The 15,309-nt window shown below is 46.6% G+C and carries 12 protein-coding genes (1 of these 12 only partly in view); 3 read left to right on the forward strand and 9 right to left on the reverse strand.

Features of this window, described 5'->3' with window-relative positions; genetic code table 11:
- From hemG to HYN51_RS15440, 5 genes are all read right to left on the reverse strand, one after another.
- A protein-coding gene (hemG, locus tag HYN51_RS15420) for a menaquinone-dependent protoporphyrinogen IX dehydrogenase (RefSeq protein WP_108900829.1) crosses the window boundary here: on the reverse strand, positions 1-409 show its 5' portion. 125 nt of this gene lie to the left of the window's left edge; 409 of the gene's 534 nt are visible here — the first part of the coding sequence; the start codon lies at positions 407-409; the stop codon falls past the left edge of the window.
- A 17-nt stretch (positions 410-426) separates the two neighbouring features.
- Positions 427-1,878 (reverse strand): Trk system potassium transporter TrkH, encoded by a 1,452-nt coding sequence (gene trkH, locus HYN51_RS15425; RefSeq protein WP_108900830.1) that lies wholly within the window; start codon positions 1,876-1,878, stop codon positions 427-429.
- Positions 1,879-1,917: 39 nt separating this feature from the next.
- Positions 1,918-2,529 carry an IMPACT family protein gene (locus HYN51_RS15430; protein ID WP_108900831.1) on the reverse strand — a complete coding sequence of 204 codons (612 nt, stop codon included), beginning with the start codon at positions 2,527-2,529 and terminating at the stop codon, positions 1,918-1,920.
- A complete protein-coding gene (gene pepQ / locus HYN51_RS15435; protein WP_108900832.1) occupies positions 2,529-3,860 on the reverse strand; it encodes a Xaa-Pro dipeptidase in 1,332 nt (443 codons plus the stop codon). Before pepQ ends, HYN51_RS15430 begins: the two co-directional genes overlap by 1 nt.
- Positions 3,861-4,024: 164 nt before the next feature.
- Complete coding sequence (locus tag HYN51_RS15440) at positions 4,025-4,900, reverse strand: carboxylate/amino acid/amine transporter (RefSeq protein WP_108900833.1); 876 nt, start codon at positions 4,898-4,900, stop codon at positions 4,025-4,027.
- A 200-nt stretch (positions 4,901-5,100) separates the two neighbouring features.
- On the opposite strand from HYN51_RS15440, the gene HYN51_RS15445 reads away from it, so the two are divergent.
- The gene (locus tag HYN51_RS15445) at positions 5,101-7,383 is read left to right on the forward strand and encodes a zinc/cadmium/mercury/lead-transporting ATPase (protein WP_108900834.1); all 2,283 of its coding nucleotides are present in this window, start codon (positions 5,101-5,103) and stop codon (positions 7,381-7,383) included.
- Positions 7,384-7,635: 252 nt separating this feature from the next.
- Here the strand turns inward: HYN51_RS15445 and edd are convergent, their stop codons facing one another.
- Positions 7,636-9,447: a phosphogluconate dehydratase gene (gene edd / locus HYN51_RS15450; protein ID WP_108900835.1), complete on the reverse strand. Its 1,812-nt coding sequence runs from the start codon at positions 9,445-9,447 to the stop codon at positions 7,636-7,638.
- Positions 9,448-10,228: 781 nt separating this feature from the next.
- On the opposite strand from edd, the gene gntR reads away from it, so the two are divergent.
- Positions 10,229-11,224, forward strand: a complete 996-nt coding sequence (gene gntR / locus HYN51_RS15455) for a gluconate operon transcriptional repressor GntR (protein ID WP_108900836.1) — start codon at positions 10,229-10,231, stop codon at positions 11,222-11,224.
- Between the two features lie 6 nt (positions 11,225-11,230).
- Here gntR and HYN51_RS15460 read toward each other — a convergent pair whose 3' ends face one another.
- A complete protein-coding gene (locus HYN51_RS15460; protein WP_108900837.1) occupies positions 11,231-11,755 on the reverse strand; it encodes a gluconokinase in 525 nt (174 codons plus the stop codon).
- 255 nt (positions 11,756-12,010) lie between these two features.
- On the opposite strand from HYN51_RS15460, the gene gntT reads away from it, so the two are divergent.
- Positions 12,011-13,345 (forward strand): gluconate transporter, encoded by a 1,335-nt coding sequence (gene gntT / locus HYN51_RS15465; protein ID WP_108900838.1) that lies wholly within the window; start codon positions 12,011-12,013, stop codon positions 13,343-13,345.
- 81 nt (positions 13,346-13,426) lie between these two features.
- Here gntT and HYN51_RS15470 read toward each other — a convergent pair whose 3' ends face one another.
- The gene (locus tag HYN51_RS15470; RefSeq protein WP_108900839.1) at positions 13,427-14,530 is read right to left on the reverse strand and encodes a hypothetical protein; all 1,104 of its coding nucleotides are present in this window, start codon (positions 14,528-14,530) and stop codon (positions 13,427-13,429) included.
- Positions 14,531-14,550: 20 nt separating this feature from the next.
- Positions 14,551-15,183 (reverse strand): threonine export protein RhtC, encoded by a 633-nt coding sequence (gene rhtC, locus HYN51_RS15475; protein WP_108900840.1) that lies wholly within the window; start codon positions 15,181-15,183, stop codon positions 14,551-14,553.
- Between the last annotated feature and the right edge of the window lie 126 nt (positions 15,184-15,309).

Consider the following 15,309-nt stretch of genomic DNA (forward strand, 5'->3'; position numbering starts at 1 on the left):
TCCGATCTAACCAAGTGTAGCGAGGGTAGCGCAATGCACCAGCAAAAACACCGCAAAGGGTTGGATGCCACGGAGTCGCAGCTAGATATTTACGCGTATAACTGTTAGTTTCCACCGTTTGCTTTTCCGCTTTTCTGGCAATCAGCGAAACCGAAACAAATGCGCTTGGCACTTGATTCAATGCCTGATAGTGGCGTTCAACAAACATCCGGAATTTTTTATGAAAGTGGCCGTAGCGAATAGCGGCGCCGACCAAAATACCACTATAGTCTGCGAAGTTAACTTGCGGCACATCGTCAACATTGTAGAGATCAACCTGAATACCTTTTTCCTGCAATTCATCGGCGATACGAGTGACAATAGTTTTAGTCTGTCCCTCACGACTTGAATAAATCAGCAGTGCTTTCATGGATTATTCCTTTCTTATTATTCACGCCAGAAAATTGGCGTGAGCAGAACCAAAAGCGTAAAGACTTCAAGACGACCAAACATCATGGCCACAATCAGGATCCACTTGGCAGGATCATTAACTTGGGCATAGTGACTGCCAAAATCACCGATGCCAATACCCACATTATTTAATGCAGAAATAATGCCAGTGAAAGCAGAGAATGCATCCAGCCCCGTTGCCATCAAGGCCAGCATACCAATAATAAACACCAGCGCGTAAGCAGAGAAGAAGCCCCAAACCGCTTCAATAACGCGTTCAGGCAACGCCCGGCTCCCCAACTTAATGGTATACACCGCACTAGGATGTACCAGACGCTTCAACTCACGCACACCCTGTAAGAACAGTAACAGTACGCGAATAACTTTGAGCCCACCACCGGTTGAACCCGCACAGCCCCCAATAAATGTCGCCATTAGCAACATCACAGGTAAGAACGTCGGCCAAGTGGCAATCGCTTCCGTAGAAGAGCCGGTCGTGGTGGTCATGGATATCACATGAAAAAACGATTGATTCAGCGATTCCAACAGCGAGCCATACACGTCCTTCTGCCAAAGCATTAAAGTACAAATCGCAATCAGAGCAACCTGAAAGAAGAAGTACATTTTAAATTCCGGATCGCGCCAATACACCTTAACGCTACGTCCGCTTAATACCGCAAAGTGCAGACCAAAGTTACACCCAGAAATGAACAAGAATACTGCGGTAATATTATTAATTAATGAACTGTTATAAAACGCTAAGCCGCTTTCATGGGTAGAAAACCCACCGATAGCAACAGTAGAAAAACTGTGACCAATGGCATCAAAGGGACTCATACCTGCCGCCCAGAGAGACAATGCACAGGCAATCGTAATCAGTACATAGATGAACCACAGAGTTTTTGCCGTTTCCGCAATTCGCGGACGCATTTTGCTATCTTTTAGCGGGCCGGGAATTTCCGCCCGATAGAGCTGCATACCACCAACACCCAACAATGGTAAAATAGCCACGGCTAATACGATGATTCCCATACCCCCTAGCCATTGGAGCATTTGGCGGTAGAACAAGATAGCTTTAGGTAGACTATCTAGCCCAACCAAAGTGGTGGCTCCCGTGGTGGTCAACCCGGAGAATGATTCAAAGAATGCATTGGTGATACTCATCCCCAGCGATTCGGCAAAAATAAAGGGTAATGCCCCAACGCTGCCCAATACCGTCCAGAACAGTACCACGATCAGGAAGCCCTCTCGGGATTTCAGCTCTTTTTTCTGATGACGGTTAGGAAACCACAAAAACAAACCAATAATAATCGCCACAACAAACGTTTGAGTAAACGCACTACCAGCACCATCGCGATAAATCAGTGCAACGATCCCTGGGACTACCATTAATCCGGAAAAGAGGATTACCAAAAGCCCGACAATACGGGTTATTGTGCGAAAGTGCATTCCGGTTGGACCTTTTTCAATAAAAAAACCTGAGGATTATTACGTAACCGGAGACAAAAGCAATGATCCACGGCTGACATCGCGCAATTTACCTGCAATTTGGTCAATATGTAATGTCGGTAATGACAATATTAAACGAATATCTGCACCATAGTCGGCATGCACAATCTCACCACCAGACTGCTGAACTAACATTTCTACCATTGTTAATTGCGGATAATCACACACCAGCAAAAATTCTGACTGGGGTATGCGCAGTTGAGTGGGTAATATCTTTAACGCCTGTTGAACCCCGTTGCCATAAGCCTTGACCAAACCGCCAGTGCCCAGCAAGATACCCCCATAGTAGCGAACCACTACCGCAACCACTTCACCCACTCCGCTTCCCATTAACTGGGCCAGCATTGGTTTACCCGCCGTTCCAGAGGGTTCGCCATCATCAGAAAAACCCAGTTGCTGAGAATCATTTGGCGCACCCGCAACAAATGCCCAACAGTGGTGGCGCGCATCCGGATGCTCATCTCTAATTTGCTGTATAAACAGTTTAGCCTTATCGGCACCTTTTACTGGTGCAAGATAAGTAATAAAGCGGCTCTTTTTAATCTCTTCATTAAACGTCACCGCTTCCGCAGGTATTAAATAGGATTCCATCAGAACAGTTTCAAATCCCGCGTCATGTTTTCAACCCGATCTTTACGAATCACAACGTTATCCTCAATACGAATACCGCCATACGGCCTGAATTTATCAATACGCAACCAGTTAAAGTTAGGGTTGAACTGACTATTGCGCCAAGGGGCCAACAGGGTATCAATAAAATAGAGACCCGGTTCGATAGTCATCACCATACCCGGTTCGAGATTGCGTGTGCAACGTAGCGGTGGATGCCTTTCCGGTGCCGGACGATGAGTACCGGTATCATCTTGCATAAATCCAGCAACATCGTGAACCTGTAAACCTAACGGATGACCCAGTCCATGAGGGAAGAAAGTGAAACTGATTCCGGTTTCAACGATATCTTCTTCGCTCATATTCACAACCAGATCGTACTTTTTTAATAGCTTGGCAATGCGTTGATGCATTTGCAGATGATAATCCACAAAGTTAACACCGGCTTTTAACGTGGCGATCAGCGCCTGCTGTTCAGCGTTCAGGTCTTTTATCAGTGAGCCAAAATCGCTGTCTTTATCTCTGGCATAAGTCCGAGTTAGATCGGCAGCATAACCGTTATATTCAGCTCCAGCATCAATCAGAAAGCTGAAAGTCTCTGCCGGAGTAGACTGTTCCAACTTGGTGTAATGCAGCACGGCAGCATGATCGTTCAATGCAATAATATTGTCATAAGGTACGTTGGTATCCCGATGACCGGTAGCCGTCAAATAGGCCAAATTAATATCAAATTCACTCATGTCAGAATAGAACGCATCCCGAGCAGCTTTATGACCGTTAATCGCCACTTTTTGCGCCTCACGCATACAAAACAGTTCATAGTCAGTTTTGTACGAACGATGGTAATGCAGATAATCGATTACCCGTTTAGGGTTAATGTTTTCCCCTGAGATGCCCAACCATTCGGCTCTGGCAGGATTAGGACCGATATACCCCACGTTGTCTCGTTTTGTTGGCAGGTAACTATTGATGTCATCAGCCTTTTTCAGCGGTTGAATATCAATGTAAGGAGTCCAAAAACTATTTGGTAAAGGTTCAACGCTGTACCAGTAATCAACTGGAGAGTAGAACCAGAGTTTGGGCGTATTGACGCCGTCAACCCAAATCCAACAATTTTGCACTTCGGTAACCGGCACCCAAGCTTTGAAATGAGGATTAACTTTAAACGGGTAATCTCTGTCGTCGAGAAACAGTCGAATCAATTCGCCAGAGTGAATAAGCAAAGCGTCAAGCTGATTCCGTTCTAAAACGGCGCGGGTTCGTTGCTGTAATACAGAGAGATGCACTTGGTATAATGATGCCAACTTTTCCATCAGATCACCCTATTAACGTTATTAATCCGTCTAATTTTATCACAGCTATAAAAAAGGGGCGCTGAATGCGCCCAATGATTTTCCGATTAAGTGATGCAGAATCAACTATTAATAGGAAGCGTTTATTGATATTGCTCACCAGCATGGTGTCAGACTGGCCTGATTCAAGCCGATTTTCTGACCGTCACGGCGTTGGGAACCACCCACCACTTATGTACCAGCAGGGACGCTACAATAATTCCGCCGCCAATAATCAATCTGACCCAGTTAACATCATGTTGCCAGAGGGCAAAATTCACCAGTAGCCCTGCCGGAATAAGCGCGTTATTCATAATGGCTAGGGTACCGGCATCCACCTGTGTTGCTCCGTAGTTCCACATAAAAAAGCCCAATCCGGAAGCACCAATACCCAACCAGATCAGAATACCCCACTGTAGATGGGTCGTCGGCAATTTTTCCGGATTACCAAATATAAACCACGCCATCACGGCAACGCACAACGCCCCCAAATAGAACCACGAGAACGCATTTCGCTGTGGCATTGGGTAGACTTCCATTAGTCGCTTATAGCCAACCTGACCAATAGCAAAGCAAATATTCGCACCCTGAATACAGATTAATCCCAGCCAAAACTGGCTGCTCAACTGCTCATAACGAATGACTGCCGCCCCCACAACTGCCAGCAATACACTCAGCAAATACCCCATACGCAGGCGGTTACCTGACATCAGATCATAAATCAACGTCACATAAACAGGGGTTAAAATAGTAAACAGTAAAACTTCCGGAACGCTGAGATAGAGGAAAGATTGATAATAGAACAGATACATTATACCGAGTTGAAAAGCGCCAACGGTCATATACAGTAGTGCCTGTTTCAAACTGACCTGACGTAATCGCAGGAAAGGTAAGAAGACTAAAAAGGCCAGCGCTACTCGCATTAAAACTGCAAACCAGGTATCCACCTGACCGGATAAATAGACGCCAATTAAACTAAAAGAGAACGCCCACAGGACCGTGGTTGCAATCAATAATGGCATGCTTTATTTACCTTTCTTCGTATCGTTAAAGGATGCCAAGTATAGGTTATCGCCGTTTTTGATACCAAAGATATTTACTTTACATTTGAGTATTAATTAACCGGATAATAATTGAAAATTTGTTATTTCACCCATTGACTCTGGAGTAGACTCTAAGGTGTAGAGTAGTTTCATTAAACGATGAGTGAAGGTATACACTTATGAACAATCACAGCCATAACAATCACATATCATCTGATGGGATACATACTCATGCTTCATCGGATGAACATCATCACGATCATGAGCATCAGCACGAAAGTTGCTGTAGCCAGTCGAGCTGTTGTTCACAAAATAAAACAGAAACATTAGCCACACTCTCCAGCGGGAGCACCCGTCTGACATGGCAAGTTTTTGGTATGGATTGCCCGAGCTGTGCTAAAAAGGTAGAAACTGCGGTAAGTCAGGTGGCGGGCGTCGAACATGCCAAAATCCTGTTTGCGACAGAAAAGCTAGTGGTTGATACCAAAGAAGCTCAGGATATTGCGCCACGTATTGAACAGGCCGTCAAAAAGGCAGGCTATTCATTAAGTTCTGGTACCAGCGCCACTCCCGCTGAAAAACCATCCGTAAAACAGCAACGGTTGAAAGAGTATGGTCCGCCAGTGATCATGGCCGTTCTAATCTTATTCAGTTGGCTCTTGGAACTGTTTTCGCCTACCTACGGCCGTATCGCCTTTACCATCACCACCATAATCGGTCTTATCCCTATTGGTTTACAGGCCATTCGCCTGATCCGTAGCGGAACGCCTTTCGCCATAGAAACCCTGATGAGCATTTCCGCCATTGGCGCACTGTTTATTGGCGCAACGGAAGAAGCGGCAATGGTACTAATGCTGTTTATGATTGGTGAATTACTGGAGTCATATGCCGCAAACCGCGCTCGTCAGGGGGTATCTGCGTTAATGGCACTGCTGCCGGAAGAGGCAGTCAAACTCAATAGTGATGGAACAAGAGAAGTCGTTGCCGCCGCCAGCCTACGTCCGGGAGATATGATTGAAATCGCACCCGGAACCCGACTGCCTGTCGATGCCGAATTACAGGCCACCAGCGCCAGTTTTGATGAAAGTGCACTAACGGGGGAATCTATTCCGGTAGAACGTTTGCGGGGCGAAAAAGTTGCGGCAGGCAGTCTGGCCGTTGACAGCGTAATGCAGTTAAAAGTGCTGTCTGAACCGGGTAACAACGCCATCGACCGAATTCTGACGCTAATTGAAGAAGCCGAAGAGCGTCGGGCACCCATTGAACGATTTATCGATCGCTTCAGCCGCTACTACACTCCGGCCATTATGCTGTTCGCACTGTTAGTGGTGATTATTCCACCACTGATGTTTGCTCAATCATGGGAAACCTGGATTTATCGCGGCCTGACGCTGCTGTTGATTGGTTGTCCTTGTGCATTAGTCATTTCCACACCAGCGGCAATTACTTCGGCGCTGGCTGCTGCAACCCGCCGAGGAGCACTGATTAAAGGCGGCGCTGCACTGGAACAGTTAGGAACCATCAGCCAAATCGCCTTTGATAAAACCGGTACGCTGACTGAAGGTAAACCGATGGTGACAGATGTCATCACCGTTAATGATATGACCGAAGCTCAACTGTTACGTCTGTCTGCTGCGGTAGAGTCGGGTTCCCATCATCCTCTAGCACAGGCCATTATTCGCAAAGCAGAAGAAAATGGTATTTCCTATGTTCAGGCAGAAAATCGCCGAGCGCTTGCCGGAGTTGGCGTTCAGGGTAGCGTCGATAATGAAACCATCCTGATTAGCTCCCCGTCTAAGCTTATACAAAACAAGCTATCTTCTGAACAGCAACAGCAAATTACCCAACTGGAAGAGCAGGGAAAAACGGTTGTAGTTACCCTTAAAGCCAATCAAGTTGTCGGTTTCTTGGCGTTGCGCGATACGCTACGAGCAGATGCCAAACAGGCGCTGGCAGCCTTAAAACAAATTGGTGTTAATGGTGTGATGCTGACGGGCGATAATCCACGAGCTGCGGCGGCGATCGCCCACGAACTCAGTATCAGATATGAAGCCAGCCTGCTACCGGAAGACAAAGTCACCGCCGTTATTGCCCTGAATAAAGCGCAGCCAACAGCAATGGTGGGTGATGGTATTAACGACGCACCGGCGATGAAATCATCCACCATCGGCATCGCCATGGGTGGCGGTACCGATGTCGCGTTAGAAACCGCCGATGCGGCGCTAACCCATAACCGACTAATTGGCCTGACAGATATGATTATACTCTCGCGGGCCACTCGTAAAATTATTCGTCAAAATATCACCGTCGCGCTTGGCCTGAAAGCCATCTTCCTCATCACCAGCCTGATTGGCCTAACCGGCCTATGGCTGGCCGTTCTAGCAGACTCCGGCGCCACCGCACTGGTTACTGCCAACTCGCTGAGACTACTGCGGAAGAGAAAGGAAGAGACGGAAGGTTAAAACGCAAAAACAACAAAAGAATTGCTATTTAATCCCGTGCAGTTAACCAAGCTAATCGGAGGGAGACCTTTCCGTTGGGGTCGACTTGACGTAAGCCAACAAAGCGCCCCTAGGAAAGGTAGGCCCGACGCGCACCAATGCTAAGTGCAGATTGTTTTCCGGCCGAACACAATGCCAATATAAGTACTTCATCATTACGGCCGGAACATCCTCAAATGCTAATTTAAAGAACTTTGATCAATAAAAAACTAATCAGAGTTTAAAACAACTCGCCCCTTCCTCTGCCCCCGAAATCTGCGCTCTCAGCGCCGAAAACAGTTCCCGCCCCATACCCACATGGGAAGCAGAAAGGTCTGGCTGAACAACTTCGCGGCTAGCCAGTTCCGCTTCATCCACCAGCAGGTTAATTTTTCCGGTCGTTCCATCAACCTGAATCAGGTCACCATCCCGCACTTTAGCCAGTAAACCACCTACGTAAGCTTCAGGGGTAATATGAATCGCGGCGGGAACCTTGCCAGAAGCACCGGACAGACGACCATCGGTCACCAGCGCGACTTTATAGCCACGGTCCATTAACACGCCCATCGGTGGCATTAACTTATGCAACTCTGGCATACCAATAGCTTTTGGCCCTTGAAAGCGCACCACTACGATACAGTCGCGGTCTAATTTACCTGCTTCAAACGCGGCATCAATATCATACTGGCTTTCAAATACCAGCGCCGGAGCAGTGATAACCTGACGATCTTCAGGCACCGAGGAGGTTTTCATCACTGCCCGCCCTAAATTACCGGACAGAACTTTGGTGCCACCGTGCTTAACAAATGGCGCTTCTAACGTAGAGATAACTTCTGGATCCAGTGATGCATGCGGGCCATCGCGATAGACCAATTCTCCGTCTTCAAGGAACGGCTCCTGCGTGTAGCGATGCAAACCAAAACCGGCGACAGTATGTACATCTTCATGCAGTAACCCGCCTTTCAGCAATTCACGAACCAGCAGAGAAACGCCTCCAGCAGCCTGAAAGTAATTAATATCCCCAGAACCGTTAGGATAGATCCGACACAGTAATGGAACCACCTCGGACAATTCAGAGAAATCATCCCAAGTGATAGTGATCCCCGCCGCCTTTGCCATCGCCACCAGATGCATGGTGTGATTGGTTGAACCACCGGTCGCCAACAACGCAACAATACCGTTTACAATGACTTTTTCATCAACCAGACGACCAACCGGCAAATAATCACCAGAAGACTCAGTCATACGCGTCACCTGACGCGCCGCCGCGTCGGTCAACACATCACGCAATGGGATATCCGGACAAACAAAAGAGGAGCCGGGTAAATGCAAACCCATCACTTCCATAATCATCTGGTTGGAGTTAGCGGTGCCATAGAAAGTGCAAGTACCCGCAGAGTGATAGGAGTTAGCTTCTGATTCCAGCAGCGCATCGCGACCCACTTTGCCCTCGGCATACAACTGACGCACGCGCACTTTCTCTTTATTTGAAGCACCAGTACGCATCGGACCCGCAGGAACAAACACTGACGGTAGATGTCCAAATGACATGGCGGCAATAAACAATCCGGGTACGATTTTGTCACAAACCCCCAGATACAGCGCCCCATCAAACATATTATGCGATAAGCCAATGGCTGCGGACATGGCAATCAAGTCGCGGCTTAACAAAGATAGCTCCATGCCGTCTTGCCCCTGCGTCACGCCATCACACATGGCCGGTACGCCACCGGCCACCTGACCGACTGCACCAACGGCGTGAAGGGCATGTTTAATGCGCTCAGGATAATGTTCATAAGGCTGATGTGCAGAAAGCATATCGTTGTAAGAAGTAATAATTCCGATATTGCTTTTCACCATGTTTCTTAAAGAGTTTTTATCATCTGGCGAACAGGCAGCAAAACCATGGGCAAGATTGCCGCATGATAGTTGTGAACGGTGTACAGTTTTACTTTTGGCCGCGTCAATTTTGGCCAGATAGTTGGCTCTGCCGGCTTGAGAACGAGCGATGATGTTCTGAGTAACGCGTTCAACGGTAGGGTTCATGCGATATCCTCACTTCCTAATCTAAGTGTATAAATAGTGATATTCAAAAAATAACGCTATTACATGCCGAAGAGAAATAAGCTGAACACCCAATTAAACGAATAATGCTTATTGCCAACCAATGACCAATAGCGCTATAACTATTAATTTAAATCTTAAATAAGCAGTAAGTTATCTGAATAATAGAAAATAAATTATTGCCGCTTATTTAAAAGCTAAATAGGTTAACTTGATAACCAATCACATCTATTTTTCACTGCGATTATTGCTGTTGGTTCACTTTTCTGTGCACGTTTAGCCTCATCGTGTTATCACTATATACCCAAATGATACCGGTAACAATTCATTTTTACCTTCAACTTTACTCGATTCAGCTTAACGATAAGGCGTTTTGTGATGAGAGTCACATTTATATCAACGATGTTATCTGCTGGAAAAATCGCGTATGAGATAGAGACATTGTATTCAGTTGGAAATAATGAATTATCATTTAATATCGAACAATAGAAACACTTTTATTTAACATTTAGACAAAAGATATAATTAGATAATAATAAAAATTCTGATTAAAAATAAAAACTAAGCCTGCCGCAAATAGTATATTATCCATACTGTGATTCATTCACGTTATATCAGGAAGTAATAAGCGATAAAAATACGCCTGATAATATCGTAGATAACATTATTAATTGATACGCTGAAATCGCCACAGGCCATATGCGCCCTGCGTTTTCTTTGTTAAACTAAACCCTCGGCGGTTTACTATTTTAATTATTTGAAAATGAAGAAAAAAAGACCCGGACTTCAGGATGTTGCTAATCAGGTTGGCGTCACCAAAATGACCATCAGCCGCTATCTGCGCGATCCATCGCAAGTTTCAGCCACACTGCGCGATAAAATTGCCGTAGCGCTGGATGAATTAGGCTACATTCCAAACCGGGCTCCGGAAATTCTTTCCAACGCGACCAGTAAGGCCATCGGTGTATTACTACCTTCATTAACCAATCAGGTTTTTGCAGAAGTTCTACGTGGTATTGAAAGTGTGACGGACTCTCACGGCTACCAGACGATGCTGGCTCACTACGGCTATCGGCCTGAACGTGAAGAGATGCGTTTAACCTCGTTGCTTTCTTACAATATTGATGGACTCATTCTTTCCGAACGCACCCACACAGAACGAACGCGAAAAATGATCGAGGTGGCAGGTATTCCCGTCATTGAAATTATGGATAGCGCCTCCCCGTGTATCGATCTTGCCGTTGGCTTTAATAACCATGACGCCGCTTACCAGATGACCAAAGAGATTCTGCAAAACGGACATCTGCATACCGTCTATTTGGGAGCCCGACAGGACGAACGTACCGTCATTAAAATGCAGGGATATGCGCAGGCTATGCGCGAGTTTGGCTTGGAGCCTCGCAGTATCTGTACCGATCGCTCGTCATCCTATAGTCTGGGCTGTGAACTGTTAAAAGAAGCATTTCAACGTTACCCTGAAACCGACAGTATATTCTGTACTAACGACGATATCGCGATTGGTGCCGCTTTTGAATGTCAGCGTTTAGGGCTGCGAATTCCAAACGATATAGCAATTTCTGGTTTCCACGGTCATGACATTGGTCAATCAATGGAACCTAAACTTACCAGCGTATTAACTCCCCGCGAGCAAATGGGGCAAGTGGCCGCTGAGAGACTGCTTGCCCGTTTGCGGGGAGAGATCGTAACGCCCAAAATGCTCGATTTGGGTTTTACGATACTGCACGGCGGCAGTATCTGATGATTATTAACGAAACTTAACGCCTGCTTGACGCAGCGCTTCGGTTCCACGATTAACCACTTCATCAAAGTCAGCATCAATATCAATACACAATACGTCTGGCTCATCGGCTCCGGGTTCTTCCAACGCGTCGAACTGGGTTTTTAGCAGGTCAGTCGGCATATAGTGACCAGCGCGTGCTTTCAGACGCGCCAAAATCACATCAAAGCTACCTTTCATATAAAGGAACAGCATTTCTGGATTTCCTTCGCGCAACTGGTCACGGTAGCGGCGTTTTAACGCGGAGCATACAATGATGCCAACCTCATTTTTATGACGTAGGCTATATGCCGCATCATTCAAACGCTCCAGCCATGGAGCGCGATCGTCATCATTCAGAGGATGACCACTGGCCATTTTTTGGATGTTAGCTTTTGGATGCAGATCGTCTCCATCAATGAATTTGGCACCTAACTTTCTGGCCACTGCCGAACCAACGCTGGACTTACCGCTGCCTGACACACCCATAAGAATTATGCTTTGTCCTGTCATAAGTTTGATCTCTATCTCAAAATGAACATTTAAACCTTCACTATAGTTTCCTATGCTACCACGTTACCGGTATCATGATACCGGTAACAAACAAAGATGTGATAAATATCACAAATAGAAATCAAAGCAATAATCACAAATATTGCAGATAAAAAATAGAAATATGATGCCATTTTCTGGAAAAAACTCATATCTCTACACTAACCTAAAACAGTCACGGTTAGGTTTATACGGTACATACATCGGAGAATTATTATGCCATTAGTGATCGTAGTCATTGGCGTAGCCCTACTACTGCTACTGATGATCCGTTGCAAGTTGAACGGTTTCATTTCACTGATACTGGTTTCGTTGGTCGTTGGTTTGGCGCTGGGTTACACAACTCAGGGCGCATTCAACGTTAACGGCGTTATCGTTTCAATTAAAAATGGTGTCGGCGGGACGCTGGGAAGTTTAGCTTTAATCATGGGCTTTGGCGCCATGTTAGGTAAATTACTGGCAGACTGTGGCGGCGCTCAACGCATCGCAACGACCCTGATTGCAAAATTTGGTAGAGAGCGCATTCAGTGGGCTATCGTACTGACAGGTTTCGTTGTTGGCTTCGCTCTGTTCTACGAAGTTGGCTTCGTGCTGTTATTACCTTTAGTTTTCACTATCGCAGCATCAGCACGTATTCCTCTTCTGTTCATTGGTGTACCAATGGCGGCAGCGTTGTCCGTAACCCATGCGCTGTTACCACCACATCCGGGGCCAACAGCTATTGCCATTCTGTTTAAAGCAGATATGGGTAAAACCCTGCTATTCGGTACATTAATTGCGATCCCAACCGTTATTCTAGCAGGTCCGGTTTATGCTCGTTTCCTGAAGAGCATTGATAAGCCCGTTCCGGAAGGTCTGCATAATCCTAAAGTGTTCACTGAAAGCGAAATGCCAAGCTTTGGCGTTAGCGTTGCAACCACATTAGTACCGGTTATTTTAATGGCTGGCCGTGCTGTTGCCGAAATGACACTGCCAAAAGGCCATGCCGTTCTGCCTTACGCTGAATTCCTTGGCGACCCAGTAATGGCAACCATGATTGCCGTACTGATTGCTATCTTCACCTTTGGTCTGAACCGTGGTCGTTCAATGGATCAGATTATGGGTACCATTAGTGACTCCATCAAAATCATTGCCATGATGCTGATGATCATTGGTGGTGGCGGTGCTTTCAAACAAATTCTGGTTGATGGTGGCGTAGCTAAATATATCGAAGCCCTGATGGCTGGCAGCACCCTGTCTCCGCTGTTAATGGGTTGGGCCATCGCCGCAGCGCTGCGTTTAGCACTGGGTTCAGCAACCGTAGCGGCAATGACCGCTGGTGGTATCGTTGCGCCTCTGCTAACCATCTCTGGCGTGAGCCCGGAACTGATGGTACTCGCCGTTGGTTCTGGTAGCGTCATCTTCTCTCACGTAAACGATCCTGGTTTCTGGCTATTTAAAGAGTACTTCAACCTGACTATCGCTGAAACGATGAAGTCATGGTCGGTACTGGAAACCATCATCTCCGTGTGCGGCCTGATTGGTTGTCTGCTTCTGAGCTCTGCGATCTAATTCAGATTGATGATTATCTGAATGATAAAAAGCCGGTCTGTTCACACAGACCGGCTTTTTAAATTTATATTGATTAGGTTGTTATATGTCAAAAACGACTGCCGACAGCCAGATCAGCCCTTTAACATCTTCTGAAGCAGCAACGGAACGTAAGAAACGATCGGCTGGCGTAATGCAATTCACTCGGGCATCCGCATATTTCATCAGATCAATCTCACCTTGCAGCGGCATCGTAACACCGCGTTTTGCCCTCTGGGTCAGCACCGTGGACGTCCCTTTATGGCTCCATGAATAGTCGGGAAACGAACCCGCTCCGTAACGATCCAAAACGATATGCCCTATTTCATGAGCCGCTGTCATTTTGAAATTCAACTCACAGAAGTTATTCAAGCTAGTCTGACAGGTAATATGTTTACCGTAGAACCCCTGATTATAAAAGACTTTGCGAAATCCCTTCAGACTAGTAGAACGGCCAAACCGTTCGGACAGAGAGCTGATTAATTTAAAATCCGGCATGCTGGGTTTAGCATGCCGATCGGCTATCGCTGCTACGCTAAATCGTCCCTGTTCGGTCTGAATACCATGACCAATGCCACCGGCTCGATGGCCGCTTCGGGACCAGTAAAACGCGACGCCCTCACAAGCCATCGCGGCTAATGTTGCATAGTCGGGACAAGGGATATCACCAGCCCGACCTCTGGAACCGCCATCGGAGAAACTAAGGCGCATCAGTACATCAACATGACGATTTATCCGATCAACCTGTACATCAACCCAATGGACATGTTGTGCTTTCCCCTGAAATGGATATTCAATGGTAAAACGCGCTGAGGCACAGAAGGCGACCAGCCGCAGGCGAAGATCGGGATGCTTGAGGATTCGTGTATCCAGTATCCCGGCATCGCTATAACCATCCCAGTACCATATATGGCAACCAGAAGATAGGAAACGGCGGGTATCCTGCTCGCGATATATCAGTTGGTCACCCACAGTAATCTCTAACGATAAAGATTCGGCTACGATGCCACTGTTTTCAATGCAAAAGCCTACTTTCTTTTGGTCGGTTGCATTAACCCGAGAGAACGCAGGAATATTCAAAGGCGTAATGACATGAGGGTCGGATAGCCTGATGCGATAGTTCAATGACTGAGCCAAACTATCATCCTGCGTGGTTCGCGTATCCATCAGGCGAGTGCTATGTTGAATCAGTAAAAACGAGAAGTAATCAGGTGCAATCCAAAACCAGCAAACATCGCCCCTGCGATACCGTCAATCCACTTCGCTGCGCGTTGATAACCACGGCGCATCACGGGTAGTGCAAAGATGAAGGCAACCAGAGTAAACCAAATTAACGTTTCAACCGCAATCAGAGCGAATAATCCCCAGCGTGTGCTACTAGCAATATCGTCCCCCACAAAAACGGAAAACACGCTACCAAAATAGACCAGCACTTTAGGGTTGGAGAGATTCGTAAATAACCCCCGCAGAAAAGCGTGACTATTGTGCGATGTTCCTTCAGATTCAGCAGAAACATCATGCTGCTGTGGCTGAGACTTGTTAAACGCAGATCTCAGTAAACAAAACCCCATCCAGCACAAATAAACACCGCCACACATAACAATCAGATTGTGCAGCCAAGCCATCTGTTGCAGTAAAATATGAAGTCCTAATAACGCAATAGCCGCCCATACCATAATACCGCTCATAATACCGATTGCGGCATACACGGCTTCCCGCCGCGATCGGCTAACGGCAGTTTGCGACACAAAAAAGAAATCGGGTCCGGGTGAAACCAGCGCCACTAGCTGGACCACCGCAACGGTTAAAAATAGCGTCATGGGAGTTCTCTTTAAATTTTCAGAAAAACGGGATATTGAAATAATAGAAAACAGCAGCAGCGGCAATCACGCCACTGCGGCTAAGCAATCCATTGTACTCTTTGGCGAAAAAGATGACAGTCTGGC

The sequence above is a fragment of the Limnobaculum parvum genome, assembly GCF_003096015.2.
Lineage (GTDB): Bacteria > Pseudomonadota > Gammaproteobacteria > Enterobacterales > Enterobacteriaceae > Limnobaculum > Limnobaculum parvum.

Coding starts and splice junctions, on each gene's coding strand:
- rhtC (WP_108900840.1), bottom strand. CDS start 15,183: ATGACGCTATTTTTAACCGTTGCGGTGGTCCAGCTAGTGGCGCTGGTT.
- gntT (WP_108900838.1), top strand. CDS start 12,011: ATGCCATTAGTGATCGTAGTCATTGGCGTAGCCCTACTACTGCTACTG.
- gntR (WP_108900836.1), top strand. CDS start 10,229: ATGAAGAAAAAAAGACCCGGACTTCAGGATGTTGCTAATCAGGTTGGC.
- HYN51_RS15440 (WP_108900833.1), bottom strand. CDS start 4,900: ATGCCATTATTGATTGCAACCACGGTCCTGTGGGCGTTCTCTTTTAGT.
- HYN51_RS15460 (WP_108900837.1), bottom strand. CDS start 11,755: ATGACAGGACAAAGCATAATTCTTATGGGTGTGTCAGGCAGCGGTAAG.
- HYN51_RS15445 (WP_108900834.1), top strand. CDS start 5,101: ATGAACAATCACAGCCATAACAATCACATATCATCTGATGGGATACAT.
- HYN51_RS15470 (WP_108900839.1), bottom strand. CDS start 14,530: ATGGATACGCGAACCACGCAGGATGATAGTTTGGCTCAGTCATTGAAC.
- HYN51_RS15430 (WP_108900831.1), bottom strand. CDS start 2,529: ATGGAATCCTATTTAATACCTGCGGAAGCGGTGACGTTTAATGAAGAG.
- pepQ (WP_108900832.1), bottom strand. CDS start 3,860: ATGGAAAAGTTGGCATCATTATACCAAGTGCATCTCTCTGTATTACAG.
- edd (WP_108900835.1), bottom strand. CDS start 9,447: ATGAACCCTACCGTTGAACGCGTTACTCAGAACATCATCGCTCGTTCT.
- trkH (WP_108900830.1), bottom strand. CDS start 1,878: ATGCACTTTCGCACAATAACCCGTATTGTCGGGCTTTTGGTAATCCTC.